Here is an 18,836-nt window from a genome sequence, read left to right as displayed (position 1 = left end):
GTGCACCGGAGGAGGCGACGGACGATGACGGACTCCGGGGCGCGTCGGCGGTGGGTCGTGGTGCCGGTGCTCGTACTGGTGGCGTGGCTGCTGGTACGGGGCGGTCACGCGCCCGAGTCGGCCGACGGGCCGCGGGCCTCGCCGTCCGGAGCCTCACCGTCCGAGACCGGGCCCACCGGGCCGGCCGCGGCGAAGCCCACCGAGCGGGCCGGGACCACGCCCGCGCCGTCGGTGCCCCCGGCCACCGGACCGGCCGTGCCGTCGAACGGGGCCTATGACCCGGCGTCCTGCGCCGCGCAGGTACGGAAGCACGCGGCCCGGGCCGGAATCGAGCCCCGGCTGCTGATGGCGATCCTCTACAACGAGTCGTACAAGCCGCACGATCCGGAGCTGGAACGGGCCTGGCAGCGCTACAAGCCGGATGCCGCCTTCGGCATCGCGAACATGCACCGTGCCGCCTTCGACGAAACGCGACAGCGGCACGGTCTCGCGGGTCGCCGGTGGGAGGAACTGCCCGACGACCGCGACCTGGCGATCGAGGCCGCCGCCTGGCACCTGCACGACCTGGCGGCGATGTTGCCCGGGCACCGCTCGGCGCCGTACACGACGGACGAGCTGCTGGCCCTCGGATACAACACAGGGTCGGGCAACATGCTGGCGTTCGCCCGCGGCGCGCGTCCGGGCAGCCAGGCGCAGTCCTATCTGGACCGGCTGCACGCCAACTGGGACAAGGCCGGGAAGGCCGTCTCCGGCCGGCCGTAGGGTCTACGGCCGGCCGGAGACGGCGGGGCCCGCCCGCTCTCGGGCGTCGACGGGGCGTCAGGGGCTGGCGCGGTCGAAGCCGTACCTCAGAGGCTCGCTCCGCACCCGGAGGTCGCGGCGGTAGACGTAGAGCGCCTCCACCTGTATGTCGCCCGGTGGTGCGTCCAGTTGGCACGGGTACGTCACCTGGAGCACCCCGGGGCGGTCGGTGACCCGCATGCGTAGTCCGTCGGCGGGGCCGCCGTCGAGAACCGCGTACTCCCAGCCGGTCATGTCGTTCGTATCCGCTGTCATGGTTTAAATATTGCGCAATCCTTTAAGTTTTTGGGAGTGGACGAGGGGTCACCAGTCGCCACCCCCGAAGTCGCCTCCGCCTCCGAAGTTGCTTCCGAAGTCGCCCCCGCTCCCGAAGCCGCTTCCTGCGTCGAGGCCGCTTCCCGTGCCGGAACCGCCTCCGAAATCAGCGGAGTCGAAGTCGGCGCCGGTGAACTCGCCGCCCCCGGGCGCGTCGCCGGACGGCGGGGTGTCGGCGAACGCGGCGGGCGCGCCGAGTGCCGAACCCAGCATCGTGCCCACGAGCAGCCCGCCCACGGCGCCCGCGGCCGCGCCGAAGTAGCCACCGGCCCAGGGGGAGTACGCGGGACCGGCGTTCCAGTAGGGCTGCGGCCCCTCGGCGGTCCTTACGTGACGGGTCATCGGTTCCTGCCCGGATGCCAGGAGTTCGGCGTCGACGCGGCACGCGGGAACGTCGCGGGGCGTGCCGCCCGGCGGGGTCCACGGCACGTCTTCGGTCGAGGGGCCGTGGCGGGGGTCGAAGAAGCAGGGGACGCGGCGCTCGGGCAGCGGTGTGCCGTTGCGGCGGGCGGTCAGGGTGGCGAGTGCGAACCGCCCTTCCGTCAGTGTCTCGGTCACGGCCCGGACGTCCCGTGGCGCGGAGGCGGCCGCCATCAGTTCTTTGGCCCGGTCGTACGCGTCCAGGGCGCGGGTGTAGTCCTGCCGCATCGCGTCGTCGGCTCCCGGCTCGGAGGGGCGGAAGTCGAGCCGGTCCAGTTCCTCGCCGAACGCGGTGATGTCCTCGTCGACGACCACGCGCAGGGCGTCCAGTTCGGCGCGCTCGCGCTTCTTCCGGGACCGGCGGTACCAGGCGTAGCCCCCGCCACCGGCCAGTGCGACCGCGCCGACGGCCAGCAGCGGCCCCGCCCCGCCGCCGCCCTCGTCGGCCCCGGACCGGCTCCAGGTGTCCGGCGCCCGGCCCGCGGCCTGGGCGGTCGCCCGGTCCACGAACGCGGTCAGCATCCCGGCGGGGTCCCCGGAGTGGGAGCGCTTGACGGCGCCGGTCAGATTGCCGACCGCGTCGCGTGACATCACGGAGGAGTCCGCCTTCGCGTCGAAGCCGTCGCCCAGGCGTACCGCGTACACACCGGCGACGCCGACCAGGGTGCGCAGGTCCCGCATCAGAGTCCGGGGCGGGAACTCGGCCGCTTCGGGCAGCACGGCGACGAACACCGGCCTGTCCGCGTCCTCGATCTTCTTCGCGAGTTCCTCGGCGTCGGCCTCGGAGAGCTTGTCCCGGGCGCGGGGATCGACGTACACCGGGCTCTTCCGAAGGGCCTCGGCCACGGCGCCGAGCCCGGTGTCCGCGGCGTGCGCGGTCGCGGGGGTGACGGCGAGCAGGGCATAGACCGCCAGGGCCAGAGCCAGAGCCAGAGCCAGGGGGAGAGGCAGGGGCGAAGTCCGCGCCAGGGGCGGATTCGGGGTCGGGCGCAGGGGTAGTGGCAGGGCTCTGGCCGCCAGGACGGTGGGTACGGCCGGGACGGCGCGCGCGGTCTCGGTGGTCGGGGCGGAACCGGGCCGTGGTGGCGTCCGGCGGGCGACAGGCATGCGAGTTCCTCCTCGTGCGACGGGGTGCGGCTGCGGCGGCTCCCTGCTGCGGCGGCTCCCTCGCCAACGATTGCTCAGTTGCGTAATCTAGCAAGTAAGATGAGGTCGGGGTCGCCGAGTGGCCGGATGGCTCCGGTGGGGGGCGGGGAGACGCTTTAGAAATTGCGCAATCCGGGAATCATTGGGGAGGGTCGAGGGGTGCGAGGACGCCCGGGTCGAGGCCGAAGCTGCGTGGATCCGTCGGAGCCGCTTCACCGTTGATCCGTGACTCGTGGGCGTGGTCTGTGACTTCGACCTGTGGCCTTGACCTGTGGCCTCGACCGTGCCTCGTGGCGTGACCTGTGACTCGTGGCGTGACCTGTGACCCGTGGCCTGTGTGGACTTCACCTACCGAGGAAGACTCGTGGACCATTCGGATTTCCTGCGCGCAGAGGACCTGCCCGCATTCGAACGCATCCTGGACCGTGCGCTGGGCTCGCCCCTGATCCAGGAGGGGCGGCGCGGCAACCCGGGGTCGCTCAACAACGAGCAGCTGCGCACCCGGGCACTCGGCGCGCGCACCGCGATCGCGTCTTCGGCCGCCGCCGAGTACCGCGCCTACCGTCAACTCCTCGATGGCTCGGGCGATGTGGCGAAAGCGCGTGGTGCCGCACGGCGCGAGTCCGGCGCCGGTGCGGCCACCAGGGGCAGTGCGCTGCACGCGGTGGCCGTGCTGGTGCCGGGGCTGTCCGCCACGGCCGCCGTCGTGTTCGGGGTGATCGGCTTCGGTTTCCGGGCCGTCGACAGTCACTCGCACCTCGCGGAGGTGATGCTCGGCGCCGGGGCGGTCGCGGCCGGGGTCGCGGTGGTGACGGTGCTGGCCGGTCTCGTCGGCCTGCTCGTGGTGGCGGCGGGCAATCGCTCGACGAAGCCCGACGGGGACGCCGAGGTCGACCGCGCGCGTGAGGCGTGGCAGGGGGCCTTGCTCGAACGAGGGATGCTGCCCTTTCTCGTCGGCGCGATCCGCCCTCCGTCCTCCGACGCCGTCGACATCCCGGGGGACGGGGATTCCTCGGGCTCGCCGACCTCGATGGCGGCCTCGTCTCCTCGTCGGCCCGCCGTGCCCCCTTGCGCGAGGGAACCTCACGATGTGTAAAGTGATAGTCAACGGACGGTAAAGTAGTAAACGGGGTGCGGGAGGCGCCGTGCGGGGGCCGGCCATGTCGGCCTGTCGTTCCGTGCCGACTGGTCGACGGGAACGGACCGCCCCGCGAACGGACCACGAGCGGGGGCGCGTGTTGTCGAAGTCATCGAGGATGTCGAGGGTGCTGACGAGGCTCTGGACATGGCACGGGCCGGTCTTCGGTGCGGGAGCGCTGTGCGTCCTGGTGAACCGTCAGGGCCTTGGCCCCCTCTGGTACATCGGCGTCGCACTGCTCGTCGTCGGTGGGCTGATGCGCTGGACCCTGGGGCGCAGTCAGCGCCCGCGTCGGGAGCGGCCCGCGGTGTCGGTCGGGGTGCCGGTGGCCGGTCGCTGGATGGTGCTGAACGGGCCCACCACGAAGGTCCCCAGCCACGTGCACAGTCATGCGCAGACGTATGCCGTCGATCTGAAGCACGATCCGCCCGCCTCGCGGGACGGGGCGGAGGCGCCGTCGCCACCTGCGTTCAACTGGCTCGTGCCGTTCGGCCGGAGACCCCGGCGTTATCCCTCCTTCGGGGCGCCGGTGCTGGCCGTGGCCGACGGAGTGGTCGTCGCGACCGTGAGCGGACAGCGCGACCACCTGTCCCGGACGTCGCTGCCCGGCTTCCTCTACCTCTACCTGGAGGGGTTCGTCCGCACCCTGGGCAGGCCCCGCCATCTCCTGGGGAACCACCTGGTGATGGACCTCGGCGGCGGCGTGTACGCGGTCTACGCCCATCTGCGGCGCGACTCCCTGCGGGTGGCGGCGGGGGACAGGGTGACGGCCGGTCAGGAGATTGCCGAGTGCGGGAACTCCGGCAATTCCTCCGAGCCGCATCTGCACTTCCAGCTGATGGACGGCCCCGACATCATGACCGCGCACGGCCTGCCGTTCGCATGGCGCTATCTCGACGGCGACGGCACCCGACGGACGGGCATACCCGAGGACTTCGCGCACGTCCTCGCCGACCGGGACGAGACCGGAACGGGCGAGGCGGGCATGGGTGAGACGGGAACGGGTGAAACGGGTACGGGCGAGGTCGGAACGGGCGAGGTGGGAACAGGGGCGCAGTCGCAGCCCTGCCCGTAGCCGCACACGCAGCCCTGCCCGTACCGGTGCCCGCAAGCGTGCCCGTATCGCGGCCCTGCCCGTACCCCTACCGGTGCCGGCACCCGCACGCGTACGCGTACGCCTACCGGCTCTCGTACCCGTACCGGTTCTCGTAGCCGGACGGGCGCTCGTACCCGCAACCGTTCACGGGCGGCTTATCCGGACCCGGTAGTTCCCCTCGTCGTCCTTCTCGACCACGGATATGCGTATGCCGGTCGCCCGGTCGGTGAAGGTCTGGCCGGGGCGGAAGGCGGCGTCGGAGAGTTCGGCGTGGACGTTGGGCACCCGGGTGCAGCCGCCGCTCTTCTTGGTGCTGTCCACGACCGACACAGGGCCCTGCCCGGTGTCGACATTGGAGCTCACCCTGTAGATCAGCACACCGGGACGGCAGACATCCTCATCGTTGCCCGCCGTGGTGCGTACCTCCACCGCATAGCCGGACTCGGCGCTCGACGGCACGAACGCCAACTTCGTGCCGCCCCGGGTGGCCAGCGGTTCGAGCACGTGGTCGCTGGTGCCGGACCCGGCGGCGCAGTCGATCTGGCTGTTGTCCAGCCAGCCGAGCTTCCACTTGTGCCAGCCCAGCAGGTCGTTGTCGGCCCCCCAGTCCTCGGACATGATGTCCCAGTGCCCGACCGCCCCGCCGCCCTCCATGGTGTAGAGGTCGGGGAGGCCGAAGACATGGCCGTTCTCGTGCGGCAGGACGCGGAACCCGGTCCGTTTGTACGACCCCGAGCCGTCGTCCTGGCGGCTGTAGATGAAGGACATGTTGGCGAGCGGGACGCCGTCCGCGTGCGGGGCGTTGGCATTGCCGGCGAAGGTCACGGACAGGACCGTTTCGAGCGCGGGGGGACCGGCGTTCGGCGTGACCAGGACGTTGACCAGGTCGTACGCGCTGAAGTCCACCTTCGGGTCGGCGGCGGCGACGATGTCCTGGACGAGGTGGCGGTAGCCCGGCTCGTACGGTGCCCCGCGGTCTATTCCGTACTCGGCGAACGGCAGCGGCATCCGCAGCCAGGTCTTCACGGGGGCGTCGGGGACGTAGATGAGCCGCCCGTACGAGGCGGTCCGGAACCAGGCGACGGTCTGCGGGAAGAACTCCGCGAACCGGTCCATCGCCGGTTCGGGTCCCCGCGCGTCAGGAAAGTCGATCATCAGGTTGAGGGCGCGTACCTTGCCCGTGGAACGGGCGTACCCCTCCGGAGTGGGCATGCCCTCCGACATCTGCACCCCCATGGTCGCCGGTATCCGGCACGCGGCTATGCCCGCTGCCCGAGGTTCGGCCACCGGTCCGGCCGAGGCCGGGCTGGGTATCTGAAGGCTGCTGCTGGCCGAGGCGACTGCGGCGATGACCAGGGCCGTTGCCGAGGTGAGCGCGATCGGGCCGCGATGCCCGCGTATCCGGTGGCGGGGATGTTCCATAGAGTCGCCTCGGGGTCCGCGGCAGTCGGCCGGACCCGACTGCGCTCTTCGATCAGCCTGTGGCGGGAGTCGCGGCATCGCTCGCTGGGTGCGCCGATCGGCTGGTTTTCCGGCCGGGAGGTGTGGTTCGGGGCACACCGTGCTGAGGAAATAAGTGGGGGCTGTTTCCCCGTTTGAAGCTGTGTCCCCGCTGAAACGGGGAGATGTTCCCCGGTTCTCCGGTTCCTCGGTTCCCCGATGGGTCCGGTTTCTCGGTTGCGGAACGCCGCAGGGCGAGGAAGCCGTGAAGCCGGGAACCACGGGGTCCAGGAAGAAGCAAGGACAAGCACGAGGAAAGGAAGGACAGCCGTCGTGGAGACCGTCGCCTGTGCCGCGAGCGGAGCGGCGCGGCCCCGGACGACCCGTCCGCGGGCCGACGCGTTGCGCAACCGGGAGCGGATCGTGACGGCCGCGCGCGAGATGTTCGTCGAGTTCGGCCCCGATGTGCCGCTCGACGAAGTCGCCCGGCGCGCCGGTGTCGGCAACGCCACGCTCTACCGGAACTTCCCCGACCGGGCCGCGTTGATCCACGAGGTCGTGCTCGCGGTCACCTCCCGTACCACCGACCGTGCCGAGGAGGCGGCGGCCGAGGAGGCCGACTCCTTCGCCGCGCTCAGCCGCTTCGTGCACGCGGCGGCAGATGAACGCATCGGGGCGCTGTGTCCGATGCTCTCGGGCGCCTTCGACAAGGACCACCCGGAACTGCTCGCCGAGCGTCGACGCCTCGAAGAGGCCGTCGAGGGGCTCGTGGCGCGCGCCATGTCCGCCGGGCGCCTGCGCACCGACATCGCCGTCGGTGACATCCTGGTCGCCCTCTCCCAGCTCACCCGGCCGTTGCCCGGCACCGGCTGTCCGGCCATCGACCGCTTCGCCCACCGACATCTGCAACTGTTCCTGGACGGCCTGGAGGCCCCCGCCCGAACCCGGCTGCCCGGAACGCCCGCGACCTTGGAGGATCTGAGGCGCCGGGCGTGATGTCCGAGCCGGGCCGCTGAGGGGGCGGGGCGCTGAGCGTCCCGGGGGCGCCGGGCGAGGAGCCCGTCAGACCCCGACGGCCGCACCGTGGGCCGCCCCGCCCATCACCCGCCCCGACCGCCACGTTCCTCCCGTCACCCGTCCCACCCGTCACCCGTCCCACCCGTCACCCGTCCCGACCGCTCTCCACCCGACCGTTCCCGTCCCACGCCCGTAGCCGATTTCGTCGGCGGTCCCGTCGGCCGTCCGCCCCGCTCACCGACCGCTCGGCGGTCTCCCGGGGCGGCTGCGCGCGCCCACGTGCGCGTGCACACAGGTTTCCCGATACAACACACGCCCTCAGATGGATACACCCATGCCAAAAACAGTGGATACCCCCATGCCGGAAGCACCTGATGCGCCTGCATTGCCGAAGACGCCCAAGACGCCGAAAGCGGCGGACGGCCGGCTCCCGGACCCCAGTCGCTGGAAGGCGCTGGCCTTCATCGCCCTCGCGCAGCTGATGGTCGTGCTCGATGCCACGATTGTGAACATCGCGCTGCCGCACGCCCAGACGGCCCTGGGGATCTCCGACGCCAACAAGCAGTGGGTCATCACGGCCTACGCACTCGCGTTCGGCGGGCTGCTGCTCTTCGGAGGCCGTATCGCCGACCTCTGGGGTCGCAAGCGGACCTTCGTCGTCGGTCTCATCGGCTTCGCGCTGGCCTCCGCGCTCGGCGGCGCGGCGCAGAACCAGGGCATGCTCTTCGGGTCCCGCGCGCTCCAGGGCGTCTTCGGCGCGCTGCTGGCCCCGGCGGCCCTCTCGCTGCTCGCCGTGATGTTCACCGATGCCAGGGAACGTGCCAGGGCGTTCGGCATCTACGGCGCGATCGCGGGTGGCGGCGGCGCCGTCGGCCTGCTCCTCGGCGGTTTCCTGACCCAGGCGCTGAACTGGCGCTGGACCTTCTACGTCAACATCCCGTTCGCGGTGGTCGCCGCGGCGGGCGCGTACTTCGTGATCCGCGAGCCGTCCGGCGGCCGCAACCGCTCGCCGCTCGACATACCGGGTGTCGTCCTGTCCGCGCTGGGCCTGGTGTCGCTGGTGTACGGATTCACCCGGGCCGAGTCCGCCGGCTGGTCGGACGCGCTGACCATCGGAACGTTCGTCGCGTCCGGCGCGCTGCTCCTGGCGTTCGTCGTGACCGAGTCCCGGGTCGGATCGCCGCTGCTGCCGCTGCGCGTCGTGCTGGACCGCAACCGCGGCGGCGTCTACCTCTCGCTGGGGCTGGCCGTCATCGCGATGTTCGGGCTGTTCCTCTTCCTCACGTACTACCTCCAGGTCGTGAAGGGCTACTCGCCGATCAGGACGGGCTTCGCCTTCCTTCCGATGGTCGCGGGCATGATCACCGGTTCCACGCAGATCGGCGCCCGGCTGATGACCCGGGTCCCCGCGCGGCTGCTCATGGGGCCGGGCTTCCTGACCGCCGCCGTCGGCATGCTGCTGCTGACGCGCCTGGAGATCGGTTCCTCGTACGCCGGGCTCATCCTGCCCGCGCAGCTCCTGCTCGGTCTGGGCATGGGCACGGCGTTCATGCCCGCCATGTCGTTGGCCACGCACGGGGTCCAGCCGAGGGACGCGGGTGTGGCATCCGCGATGGTCAACACCTCGCAGCAGGTGGGTGGCGCGATCGGCACGGCGCTGCTGAACACCGTCGCCGCGTCGGCCGCGACCGCGTACGCCGCCTCGCACGCCGCACTCGGCGCCACCGACCCGAAGCTGCTCGAACTCCAGGCCATGGTGCACGGCTTCACGGGTGCCATCTGGTGGGCGGTCGGCATTCTGGCGGTCGCCTTCGTGATCGCGGTGTCCCTCGTCGACGCCGGTCGCCCCGACCTGAACGCGGCGGGCGGACCGTCCGCTCGGGGTGGCGCCGACAAGGCCGGGGACGAGGCGGGGATCCCGGTCGTCGCCCACTGACGCACGGCCGGCCCGAGCTGTGGCTCTGCCCCGGTTCCGCACGGTGGAACCGGGGCAGAGCCACGCCACGGGCCGACCGCCCGCCGAACCGCTCGACGACCGTTCGACGAACCGCTCGACGACCGTTCGACGAACCGCTCAACGCAGCCAGGGCAGATCCGCGTCCGTGTCCTCCGGCTGCAGTCCGGTGGCGATGACCTGCATGATCTCGCCGAGCGAGCGCACCTGCTCGGGCGTGAGCCGGTCGAACATCGCCTGCCGTACGGCGCTGACATGGCCCGGCGCGGACCGGGTGAGCATTTCGTACCCCTGGTCGGTGAGGACCGCGTTCTGGCCGCGCTTGTCGGACGGACAGTCCTCACGGCGCACCCAGCCGCTCTTCTCCAGCCGCGCGACGGCGTGCGAGAGCCGAGAACGGGTGATCTTGGCATCCTTGGCGAGTTGGGTCATCCGCTTGCGGCGGCGCGGCGCCTGGGAGAGCTGGACGAGCAGGCCGTAATAGATGTGCGGCATGCCGGCGTCCCGCTGCAACTGGCGGTCGAGATGGTCCTCCAGAAGGGTGGTGGCGTGGAGATACGCACGCCACGTGCTCTGCTCTTCGTCGGAGAGCCAGCGTGGTTCGCCGGGGTGTGCCGTGGTCATGGACTCCACTGTAGACCTTTTCTTGAAAGTTTAACTAGATAGAGCTAAGGTCTCAAGAAGTAGGAGCTTGAAGATTAAAGAACTCTTCCTTCTCAAAGAGACTTCTAGAAGACATACCTTGAGCAGCAGCGGATGGGGAGTGCCATGACTGTCACCGCGGAGCGGATGCCCGCCCTCTACCTCTCTCACGGTGCGCCACCGCTGGCCGACGACCCGGTCTGGCCCGGCGAACTGGCCGCCTGGTCCGCCGGGCTGCCCCGGCCCCGCGCGATCCTGATGGTCTCCGCGCACTGGGAGGAGGCGCCGCTCGCCCTCGGCGCGACGGAGACGATCCCGCTCGTCTACGACTTCTGGGGCTTCCCGGAGCACTACTACCGGGTGCGGTACGCCGCTCCGGGCGCGCCGGAGCTGGCGGAGGACGTGCGTAAACTCCTGCGGCGCGCCGGTACGCCGGTCCAGGACGTGCCCGACCGCGGGCTCGACCACGGCGCGTACGTACCGCTGGTGGAGATGTTCCCGGATGCCGATGTCCCCGTGCTCCAGATCTCCCTGCCGACACTGGACCCGCGCAAGCTCATGGACATCGGGCGCAGGCTGGCGCCCCTGCGTGACCAGGGCGTCCTGATCGTCGGCAGCGGCTTCTTCACCCACAACCTCGCCGCGCTGCGCCATGCGGGCGGCGTCCCCGGCTGGTCGGCGGAGTTCGACGACTGGGGGGACCGGGCGCTCAGGGCGCAGGACGTCGACGCGCTGCTGGACTTCGAGCACAAGTCCCCGGCCGGGCAGCTGGCGCACCCACGCACCGAGCACTTCGCGCCCCTCTTCGTGACGCTCGGCGCCGCGGAGGACGAGCTCGACCGGGGCCGCAGTGTCATCGACGGGTTCTGGATGGGGCTCGCGAAGCGCTCGGTGCAGTTCGGCTGAGGCCGTGGGGCCTGCGGGGCTCACGGCCCTCATAGGGCTCGCGGGGTCCGCGCGTCTCGTGGAGCTCATAGGGCTCACGGGTCTCTCGGCGCTTGTGGGTGCCATCCGGACCGTTGCGTCGGGTGCGTCGGGTGTGTCATGTATGTCGGGTGTGTCAGAGGGCCGGTGGGATCAGTTCGACCGCGCCGAGCGCGGCGCGCAGCGCCGTGGCGTCACCCACGTCCAGTGCGGTGTCGGCGAACTTGATGGCGTGATCGTTGCCGCGCGCCGCCGCCCGCGCGAATACTTCCTCGGCTGACGAGAGCGAGGACGAGGACGAGGGCAGGGACGAGAACTCGGGGGCGGACGGGTCCGGGCCCCGGGCCGGGGCCGGTTCGGCCGGGGCGTACGCGGCGGTGACTGCGGCGCTCGCCGCCCAGGTGGCCTCCAGACTCGGCCCCCACAGCGTGCGGGGGAGCGCGGGCAGGGTGCGCAGCACGGCGTTGGGTGCGGTCGCGGCGTGCACGAGCATGATCGGCTCGCCGTATCCGTACGCGGCATAGCGGTGGGTCGCGGCCCGCACCAACTCCTCCATGTGGGCCCGCGCCTCGTCCGGGGCGCCGGCCGGACGGGGCGGCCACACCGGGAAGCCGGTGAGCCGTGCGAGCCGGTCCCGGATGCCGCCGCTCTGGTCGGACACCGGAGGCACCGCGTCCAGCGCCGCCGCGGCGCTCGGCTCGGGCGCCAGCGGGGTCGGCGCGGGCAGTGGCTGGTGACGTGCGGCCCAGTAGCCGAGGCCGTGGGCCGGCTCCGTGACCCGGGGCGCGGTCGCTTCACCGCCGAGCAGGGTGCGTACGGCGTGGCCGACCCGGATCGCCGGGTGGGTGGCCCCCGCCGCGATCCCGGGCAGCAGCCGCGGCCACCACTCGGCCAGCACCTCCCGCCAGGGGCGCTCGGCCGTCTCCCGCTCGAAGTGCACCGTCCAGTCCGCGATCCGTCGCGGGTCGCCCAGGGCCTCGCGCCAGTTCTCCGCCGTGATCCGCGACGCGGTGTCCGGCATGTCCTCCAGCTTGTGCCGATAGTGATCGAGCCATCGGTGCACGGCCGGCGCCCGGCCGTGCCGGACCAGCGCCTCGACGGCCATCGGGGCGTGATTGCTCAGCCATCCGGCCCCGGCCCCGGCCCCGGCCCGGGCCCTGGGACCGGGGACCCGGCCGCTTCTCGTGCCCGGCGCCGCTTCTCGTACCCGGCCGCATCCTGGTATGTCGCATTCCGGGACATCGCATCCCGGATCCGGGTCCGACAATCCGAACCCGGGTCCGACAATGCGGACATCCCGAGCAACCAGGAGACGGTACGGGCCGTCTTTTGAACGGGAACGAAAACGCGGCAGCCGCCGTTCGGGTGTGAAGAGGTCCGTAATCGGATGTGACCACGGTCTCACGTACCTCATGGCTGCAGATGTCCGCGAGTTTCGCCGGATCGCCTTCGATACCCGGCCTGACCTGCACTTCTTTTTGATCGTGCGGCACGCTCGTCCCCTTCGCGGCGAGACAGGGTACTGCATGATCCAGAAATTGAATGCCGGGCATGGGAATTCTGTCCTGATTCCAGTCGTTGTTTCCATCGGATGCAGGGCACCCGAGAGGGTGTCGCGACCTACTCAGCAAGGGAGCTCGCATGGCAACCCGTGCCGTCGCCCGTCGTTCGTCCTCAACCGGTGGGACCAACCGGGCAAGCAGTGTTCGCGCGGCGGGCGGAGAGATCGCCGATCGCGACCTGGTCGGCATGTACCTGGACGAGATCGCGCGTACGCCGCTGCTCGACGCCGCCAGGGAGGTCGAGCTGTCCCAGGCCGTCGAGGCCGGTGTCTACGCCCGGCAGATACTCGCCGGCGAGGTGGAGAGCGAAGCCGGCGGGGCCACGCGCGAGGAACTGGAGGCGCTGGTCGCCGAGGGCGAGCGGGCCAAGGACGTATTCATCCGTTCCAACCTCCGCCTGGTGGTCGCTGTCGCCCGTCGCTATCCGAGGGCCGGGCTGCCCCTGCTCGACCTGATCCAGGAAGGGAACGCGGGCCTCGTGCGCGCGGTCGAGAAGTTCGACTACGCCAAGGGCTTCAAGTTCTCCACGTACGCGACGTGGTGGATCCGCCAGGCCATCACCCGTTCCATAGCCGACCAGTCCCGCACGATCCGGCTCCCCGTCCACTTGGTGGAGGAGCTCGGACGGATCCGTCGAGTGCAGCGCGAGTTCAACCGCGAGCACGGGCGCGAGCCGGAGCACACGGAGATAGCCGCCGAGCTGGACTCCACGCCGGAGCGCGTGAGCGACGTCCTGGACTGGGCCCGCGACCCCGTCAGCCTCAACATGTCCGTGGACGACGAGGGCGAGACGCAGTTCGGCGATCTGCTGGAGGACACCTCCGCGGTGTCGCCCGAGCAGTCGGTCATGACGCTGCTGCGCAGCGAGGAGCTGGACGACCTGATCGGCAAGCTCGACCACCGCACCGCGTCCATCATCCGCATGCGGTACGGCATCGAGGACGGCCGCGAGCGGACCCTCACCGAGGTGGGCAAGCAGCACGGCCTGACCCGCGAGCGGATCCGCCAGATCGAGAAGCACGCGCTGCTCGAACTGAAGCGAATGGCGCGCGACACGGGTTTTGACGCCGCGGCGTGAGGGGTTGTCCAGTAACCTCCGAAACAGGTCGCCTCGCGTGACCCCCGATCGTCGCCTCGCGCGACGCCCCGGTCCGTGCCTCGCATGAGGTCGTGAGGCCCTGAGCGTCGCTCTGCGCGACGCCCCTGAGCTGAGTCCCGGCGCCCACCCCCCCCTGGCGCCGGGGCTCATTCCTTTGCGTCGGCCGGCCCGGCGGCGGGCCCTGCCGTGGCGCGCGTGGCGCGGTTCAGCCGGGCGCTCAGATCGCTCAGGTGCGTCACCAGCGCCGCAGGCTCATGAACCGTGAACTCGCAGTCCACCAGGGCCAGTCGGAGGGCCACCCACTCCAACGAGTCCGTCAGTGTCGCCCGCAGCCGACAGCCGTTCCCGCCGGTCGGTTCCAACGGGCGGAACGAGGACGGCAGCCGGGCCGCCACGAACTCCGCCGGGGCCGCGAAGCTCACCTCGACCGTCAGCTCGGGCTGCCGCCGGGTGATGGAGCCGCTGAGGAACTCCGCCGCGTCCCCCGCCGGCAGCTCGCGCGGGGTGAACCGGGCCCCGGTCGCGAACGGCTCGCTGACCCGGTCGACCCGGAACGTACGCCAGTCCGCGCGCCCCAGGTCGTACGCGACGAGGTACCAGCGCCACCCCGCGCTCACCAGCCGGTACGGCTCGGCCTCGCGCCGCGTCTCGGCGCCGTCGCCCGCCCGGTAGGCGAACCGCAGCCGCTCCCGTCCGGTGACCGCCGACGCCATTACCGTCAGCGTGCGCGGATCGATCGTCGAGCCGTCGCCCCGGGTCAGCGGCACCGTGGCGTTCTGCAGGGTCGAGACCCGGTGCCGCAGCCGCGACGGCAGCACCTGTTCCAGCTTCGCCAGCGCCCGTACGGACGCCTCGTCGACCCCCTCGATGGCGTGCCCGGCCCCCGCCCGCAGCCCCACCGCGATGGCCACGGCCTCCTCGTCGTCGAGCAGTAGCGGCGGCATGGCGGTGCCCGCGACCAGGCGGTATCCGCCGATCGAACCGCGCGTGGCCTCGACCGGATAGCCGAGCTCGCGAAGGCGGTCGATGTCGCGCCGGATGGTGCGGGGGCTGACGGCGAGCCGCTCGGCGAGTTCGCTGCCCGGCCACTCGCGGGGTGTCTGGAGGAGCGACAGCAGATTCAGCAGTCGTGCCGGCGTGCTGGTCATGGGCTCACTCTCGTGTCGGATTCGGTCCGGTGCGGTCGGTCACCCGATCAGGGTGCCCACACATTGGGTCATGAGCTGACCTAATAGACATCTAACTTCTTCCCATGCCTTCTTCCGCAACACCGCCGACCTCGGCGTCCGGTTCCCCGGGCGCTCCGGCATCCATGGCCTCGGCCGCTCCGGATCCGGCCAGTGCTCCGGTCGCACCGGCCGCTTCCAGTGCCCCGGCCTCGTCGGACCGGCGACGCTGGTTCGCACTCGCCATCGTGATGACCGCGGCCTTCATGGACCTGGTCGACGTCACGATCGTCAACGTCGCCATCCCGAGCATCCGGCAGGACACCGGTGCCTCGTTCAGCTCGATCCAGTGGATCACTGCCGGGTACTCCCTGGCCTTCGCGGCCGGACTGATCACCGGTGGCCGACTGGGCGACATCCACGGCCGCAAGCGGCTGTTCCTGATCGGTGTCGGCGGCTTCACGCTGGCCTCCGCGCTCTGCGGCTTCGCCGTGAGCCCGGAAATGCTCGTCGCCTCGCGCATCCTCCAGGGCGGCACCGCCGCGCTGATGGTCCCGCAGGTGCTGTCGATCGTGCACGCCACCTTCCCGGCACACGAACGCGGCAAGGTATTCGGTCTCTTCGGCGCGATCGTCGGGCTCGGCGCGATCATGGGGCCGCTGCTGGGCGCGCTGCTCACCCAGTGGAACATCGCCGGCCTTGAATGGCGGCCGATCTTCCTGATCAATCTGCCGGTCGGTGTCGCCGCCCTGGTCCTGGGCAACAGGTTCATCACCGAGTCCAAGGCGCCCAAGGCGCTCCGGCTCGATCTGGTCGGTGTCGCCCTGGTGACATTGGGGATGCTGATGCTGATCTACCCGCTGACCCGTGGGCGGGAGCTGGGCTGGCCGCTGTGGGGCCATGTGTCGATGGTCGGCAGCCTGCTGGTGTTCCTGGCGTTGGTGCTGTTCGAGCGGGCCAAGACGCGCAGGGGCGGTTCGCCGCTGGTGGAGCTCTCGCTGTTCCGGTTCAAGAGCTTCGCGGCCGGAATCGCCGTTCAGCTGACCTTCGGCATCGGGCTCGGCATCTTCTTCCTGGTCTGGACGCTCTACATGCAGATGGGGCTCGGCTGGACCGCGCTGCGGGCGGGGCTGACCGGCGTGCCGTTCTCGGTCGCCGTCTCGTGCGCCGCCGGGGTCTCCGTACAGAAGCTGGTGCCCCGGTTCGGCCGCAAGGTCCTCCAGGCGGGCGCGCTGCTGATGATCGCGGGTCTGCTCCTCTACATGGCTGAGTCCGAGCGGTACGGGATGGGTATCACGTCCTGGCAGATGGTGCCGCCGCTGGCGGTCATGGGCCTCGGCATGGGCCTGATCGTGGCCCCGCTGACGGACGCGGTGCTGTCCGAGGTACCGAGGGAGCACTCCGGATCGGCCTCCGGCCTCATCAGCACCGTTCAGCAGATGGGCAACGCGCTCGGGCTCGGGCTGGTCGCGGTCGTCTTCTTCGGCTCGATGGGGGACCGGCTGGCACCGCAGGAGGTGGGACCGGCCTTCGCGGAGGCGTTCCGGCACTCGCTGTGGTGGGTGATCGGAGTGCTCGCGCTGATCGTGCTGGTGATGTTCGCGCTGCCCGCGCGCCCGAAGCAGCACATGGAGGGCGACGACGAGGCCGTGGATGGCGACCTCGCGGGCGGGGGAGCCGTCGGCGGGGGAGCCGCAGGTGGCGCGGATGCCGGTGTCGGAACCCACGCCGGTGCCGGTGCCGGTGCCGGGATTCGGACCGAGGGCGGCGCCGCACCCGGGGCCGACGCCGCGTCGGACAGGAAGCCCGCGCTGCTGCCGTGAGGTCCTGAAACCGAGGGACCGGATGGTGCCCGCGCCCTACGGGGTGCGGGCACCATTTCGTGCGTCGTCCCTCCGGACCCGGAGTCTCATCCGGGGCCGGGGCCGGGGCCGGGGCCGGGGGCTGGGGCTGGGGCCCTGGGCCAGGGCCGGGGGCGTCCGTTCCTCGCCCCGTCAGCAGATGCGCGTACGGCTCTCCATGGCGCCGCGCGCGGAGTCCTCGTCGGTGTACACCTCGCACATGTGGCGGCCGTCGGGCGTGGCCGTGTGCTCGACCTCCCACAGGCTCGTCTCGCTGCCGTCCAGGAGGAGGAAGGCGTGCTCGTACAGCGTGAATCCGGCGTTCCGCCCGCCCACTTGGCACTGGCGGCCGAAGACCTGGGTGATGTGGTGGGCGAAGGCGGCACGCAGCAGCCGGGCGGTCTCCTCACCGGGGCCGTCATTGTTCTCCGCGCGGCGCAGCACGCGGCGGGCGTGGTCGGCGGAGTTGTCCGGGGCGTACGTCCGGGGCAACGGGGCCGGGGGAGCCGCCATCAGGACCGTGAGCGTGTCCAGATCGGTCTGCGGCCCGTCGTCCCCGAACAGCGGGACGTCCCCGAGACCGCCGGCCAGCCGGGCGGCGGCGACCTGGGCATCGGCCTCGTCGTCGTACAACTCGTGGTGGCGGAACTCGGGTTCGGTCCGGGAGCGCGGGTCCGTCGCACCCCGCGGACCTGTGTGCACCAGCTCCCACAGCGAGAGGGTGGTGCCGTCGGACAGCAGATACGTGTGCCGGTAGGTCTCCCGATGGAGCACGGAACTGTGGTGCGAGGAGTGCAGGGAACTGCTGTGGGCGAGCGCGGTACCGAGTCTTTCGACCGTACTGTCGGGCAGGTCGAAAGAGTTGAGTGCCCGTCGCAGGAGTCGCTCGAGGTGTTGCTCGGTTGTCTCGTACGGATCGCTCAAGGTGCTGTCTCCAGGCCGTTGCCGCGTGTTACTTGATGCGTGCTTAACGTAGTCCCTGGGTCCGACATCGTGACCGGGGTTCAGGAAAACGATTGGCGCGCGGGGATAGTTCCTGGTGGTTCGTCCGAACTTCCCTTCCCCGCAGGGGAGTCGAGGCCGGGCGGGTGTGCGAGGGCGACGGGCGCGTGACGACGGCGGACCCAGGGCAGGGCTGACTCGTGACGACGGCCGACTCACGGCGGCGGACGTGCGAGACGGCTGCGGGGCGGTCGTCCGCGCTCATACGGGCGGCCGGGCCCCGCCGTAGAGATCGCTGTACGAGGGATGGCCGGTGCCAAGGCCGCGGCCCATGGTCCCCCGTGCCGCCCGGACGGCCTTCACGACGGCACGGGTCAGACAGTCCGCGCCGGCCGCCAGCAGCTCGTTGAGAGCGACCGGATTCCGCGGGTCGAGCGGCCGGGCGCCGGTGGCCAGTGTGAAAACGGTGTCTCCGTCGGTCAGCAGGTGCACGGGGCGTATGGCGCGCGCCAGACCGTCGTGCGCGGTACCCGCGAGCTTCTGCGCCTGGGCCCGGGTGAGATCGGCGTCCGTACCGACGACCGCGAGCGTGGTGTTGAGCGGAGGGGCCGCATCGGCCTCCCGGGCCTCGGCCAGGCGCCGCAGCGCCGCGCGATGGACCTCGGGCGCCGGGACCGCCGACGGTTCGGCGGCGCCGTACTCCCCGTAGAGCATGCCCGTACGCGGGTCGACCACCGAACCCGCGGCGTTCACCACGACGAGCGCGCCCACCGTGATCCCGGACGCCAGCCGCACGCTCGCCGTGCCCACCCCGCCCTTGAACTGCCCCGCGACAGCGCCCGTACCGGCGCCGACGCACCCCTCGGGGACCGGTGCGCCGGGCGCTGTACCGGCCGCGTCCTCCACCGCCGCGCGTCCGGTCGAGGCATCCGGACGGGCTCGCCAGTCACCTCCCCGTCCCAGGTCGAAGAGGCACGCGGCCGGCACCACCGGCACCACCTGCGCCGGATCGGGGCCGACGCGCACCCCGCGCCCCCGTTCCTCCAGCCAGGCCATCACGCCGGACGCCGCGTCCAGCCCGTACGCGCTGCCGCCCGTCAGGACGACGGCGTCGACGCGCTGTACCAGATTGCGCGGATCGAGCGCGTCCGTTTCCCGGGTGCCGGGACCGCCGCCGCGCACGTCGACGGCCGCGATCGCGCCGCCCTCGGGGGCGAGGACGACCGTGGTGCCGGTCAGCGCGCCCGCGCCCGCCACCTGTGCATGGCCGACGCGCAGCCCGGCGACATCGGTCAGCGCGTCGAGCGCCCCGCGGTCGGCCGGGCCGCTTCCG

Annotated in this window: 16 protein-coding genes; 8 read left to right on the top strand and 8 right to left on the bottom strand. The window is 71.4% G+C overall.

All coding sequences use genetic code 11. The features are described from left to right. Nucleotides 1–24 precede the first annotated feature (24 nt). Nucleotides 25–762, top strand: a complete 738-nt coding sequence (locus AMK22_RS20610) for a transglycosylase SLT domain-containing protein (protein WP_073787050.1) — start codon at nt 25–27, stop codon at nt 760–762. 57 nt (nt 763–819) lie between these two features. On the opposite strand, the gene AMK22_RS20605 is transcribed toward AMK22_RS20610, so the two are convergent. Further along, on the bottom strand, nt 820–1,056 hold the full coding sequence (locus tag AMK22_RS20605) for a hypothetical protein (protein WP_242434068.1): 237 nt from the start codon (nt 1,054–1,056) through the stop codon (nt 820–822). 48 nt (nt 1,057–1,104) lie between these two features. Beyond that, nucleotides 1,105–2,643 carry a hypothetical protein gene (locus tag AMK22_RS20600; protein WP_242434067.1) on the bottom strand — a complete coding sequence of 513 codons (1,539 nt, stop codon included), beginning with the start codon at nt 2,641–2,643 and terminating at the stop codon, nt 1,105–1,107. 403 nt (nt 2,644–3,046) lie between these two features. Between AMK22_RS20600 and AMK22_RS20595 the strand changes: the two genes are divergently transcribed. Both AMK22_RS20595 and AMK22_RS20590 read left to right on the top strand, forming a co-directional pair. After that, on the top strand, nt 3,047–3,778 hold the full coding sequence (locus AMK22_RS20595) for a hypothetical protein (protein ID WP_073787046.1): 732 nt from the start codon (nt 3,047–3,049) through the stop codon (nt 3,776–3,778). Between the two features lie 169 nt (nt 3,779–3,947). Continuing rightward, entirely contained in the window at nt 3,948–4,895 is a 948-nt protein-coding gene (locus tag AMK22_RS20590; protein ID WP_073787045.1) for a M23 family metallopeptidase, read from the top strand. A 165-nt stretch (nt 4,896–5,060) separates the two neighbouring features. On the opposite strand, the gene AMK22_RS20585 is transcribed toward AMK22_RS20590, so the two are convergent. Then, the gene (locus AMK22_RS20585; protein ID WP_073787043.1) at nt 5,061–6,338 is read right to left on the bottom strand and encodes a M6 family metalloprotease domain-containing protein; all 1,278 of its coding nucleotides are present in this window, start codon (nt 6,336–6,338) and stop codon (nt 5,061–5,063) included. A 351-nt stretch (nt 6,339–6,689) separates the two neighbouring features. Here AMK22_RS20585 and AMK22_RS20580 point away from each other — a divergent pair, with 351 nt between their 5' ends. Both AMK22_RS20580 and AMK22_RS20575 read left to right on the top strand, forming a co-directional pair. Beyond that, the gene (locus tag AMK22_RS20580; RefSeq protein WP_073787041.1) at nt 6,690–7,352 is read left to right on the top strand and encodes a TetR/AcrR family transcriptional regulator; all 663 of its coding nucleotides are present in this window, start codon (nt 6,690–6,692) and stop codon (nt 7,350–7,352) included. 379 nt (nt 7,353–7,731) lie between these two features. Next, nucleotides 7,732–9,309, top strand: a complete 1,578-nt coding sequence (locus tag AMK22_RS20575) for an MFS transporter (RefSeq protein ID WP_073787039.1) — start codon at nt 7,732–7,734, stop codon at nt 9,307–9,309. Nucleotides 9,310–9,447: 138 nt separating this feature from the next. Here AMK22_RS20575 and AMK22_RS20570 read toward each other — a convergent pair whose 3' ends face one another. Beyond that, nucleotides 9,448–9,960 (bottom strand): MarR family winged helix-turn-helix transcriptional regulator, encoded by a 513-nt coding sequence (locus AMK22_RS20570; RefSeq protein WP_199883276.1) that lies wholly within the window; start codon nt 9,958–9,960, stop codon nt 9,448–9,450. A gap of 135 nt (nt 9,961–10,095) precedes the next feature. On the opposite strand from AMK22_RS20570, the gene AMK22_RS20565 reads away from it, so the two are divergent. Then, nucleotides 10,096–10,875: a dioxygenase family protein gene (locus AMK22_RS20565; protein WP_073787035.1), complete on the top strand. Its 780-nt coding sequence runs from the start codon at nt 10,096–10,098 to the stop codon at nt 10,873–10,875. Between the two features lie 154 nt (nt 10,876–11,029). On the opposite strand, the gene AMK22_RS20560 is transcribed toward AMK22_RS20565, so the two are convergent. Further along, nucleotides 11,030–11,998 carry a questin oxidase family protein gene (locus AMK22_RS20560; protein WP_443333306.1) on the bottom strand — a complete coding sequence of 323 codons (969 nt, stop codon included), beginning with the start codon at nt 11,996–11,998 and terminating at the stop codon, nt 11,030–11,032. A 536-nt stretch (nt 11,999–12,534) separates the two neighbouring features. On the opposite strand from AMK22_RS20560, the gene AMK22_RS20555 reads away from it, so the two are divergent. Continuing rightward, nucleotides 12,535–13,533: a sigma-70 family RNA polymerase sigma factor gene (locus AMK22_RS20555; protein WP_073787033.1), complete on the top strand. Its 999-nt coding sequence runs from the start codon at nt 12,535–12,537 to the stop codon at nt 13,531–13,533. A gap of 167 nt (nt 13,534–13,700) precedes the next feature. Here the strand turns inward: AMK22_RS20555 and AMK22_RS20550 are convergent, their stop codons facing one another. Beyond that, nucleotides 13,701–14,702 (bottom strand): helix-turn-helix transcriptional regulator, encoded by a 1,002-nt coding sequence (locus tag AMK22_RS20550; RefSeq protein ID WP_073787031.1) that lies wholly within the window; start codon nt 14,700–14,702, stop codon nt 13,701–13,703. 164 nt (nt 14,703–14,866) lie between these two features. Here AMK22_RS20550 and AMK22_RS20545 point away from each other — a divergent pair, with 164 nt between their 5' ends. After that, nucleotides 14,867–16,543: an MFS transporter gene (locus AMK22_RS20545; protein WP_079186300.1), complete on the top strand. Its 1,677-nt coding sequence runs from the start codon at nt 14,867–14,869 to the stop codon at nt 16,541–16,543. Between the two features lie 171 nt (nt 16,544–16,714). On the opposite strand, the gene AMK22_RS20540 is transcribed toward AMK22_RS20545, so the two are convergent. Then, nucleotides 16,715–17,485: a DUF6227 family protein gene (locus tag AMK22_RS20540; protein WP_073787029.1), complete on the bottom strand. Its 771-nt coding sequence runs from the start codon at nt 17,483–17,485 to the stop codon at nt 16,715–16,717. A gap of 279 nt (nt 17,486–17,764) precedes the next feature. Beyond that, nucleotides 17,765–18,799: a P1 family peptidase gene (locus AMK22_RS20535; RefSeq protein ID WP_073787252.1), complete on the bottom strand. Its 1,035-nt coding sequence runs from the start codon at nt 18,797–18,799 to the stop codon at nt 17,765–17,767. Nucleotides 18,800–18,836: the final 37 nt, after the last annotated feature.

This window comes from Streptomyces sp. CB01580 (assembly GCF_001905795.1).
Classification (GTDB): domain Bacteria; phylum Actinomycetota; class Actinomycetes; order Streptomycetales; family Streptomycetaceae; genus Streptomyces.
The sequence above is the reverse complement of the archived record's forward strand: the minus strand, read 5'-3'. Positions and strand labels throughout refer to the sequence as shown.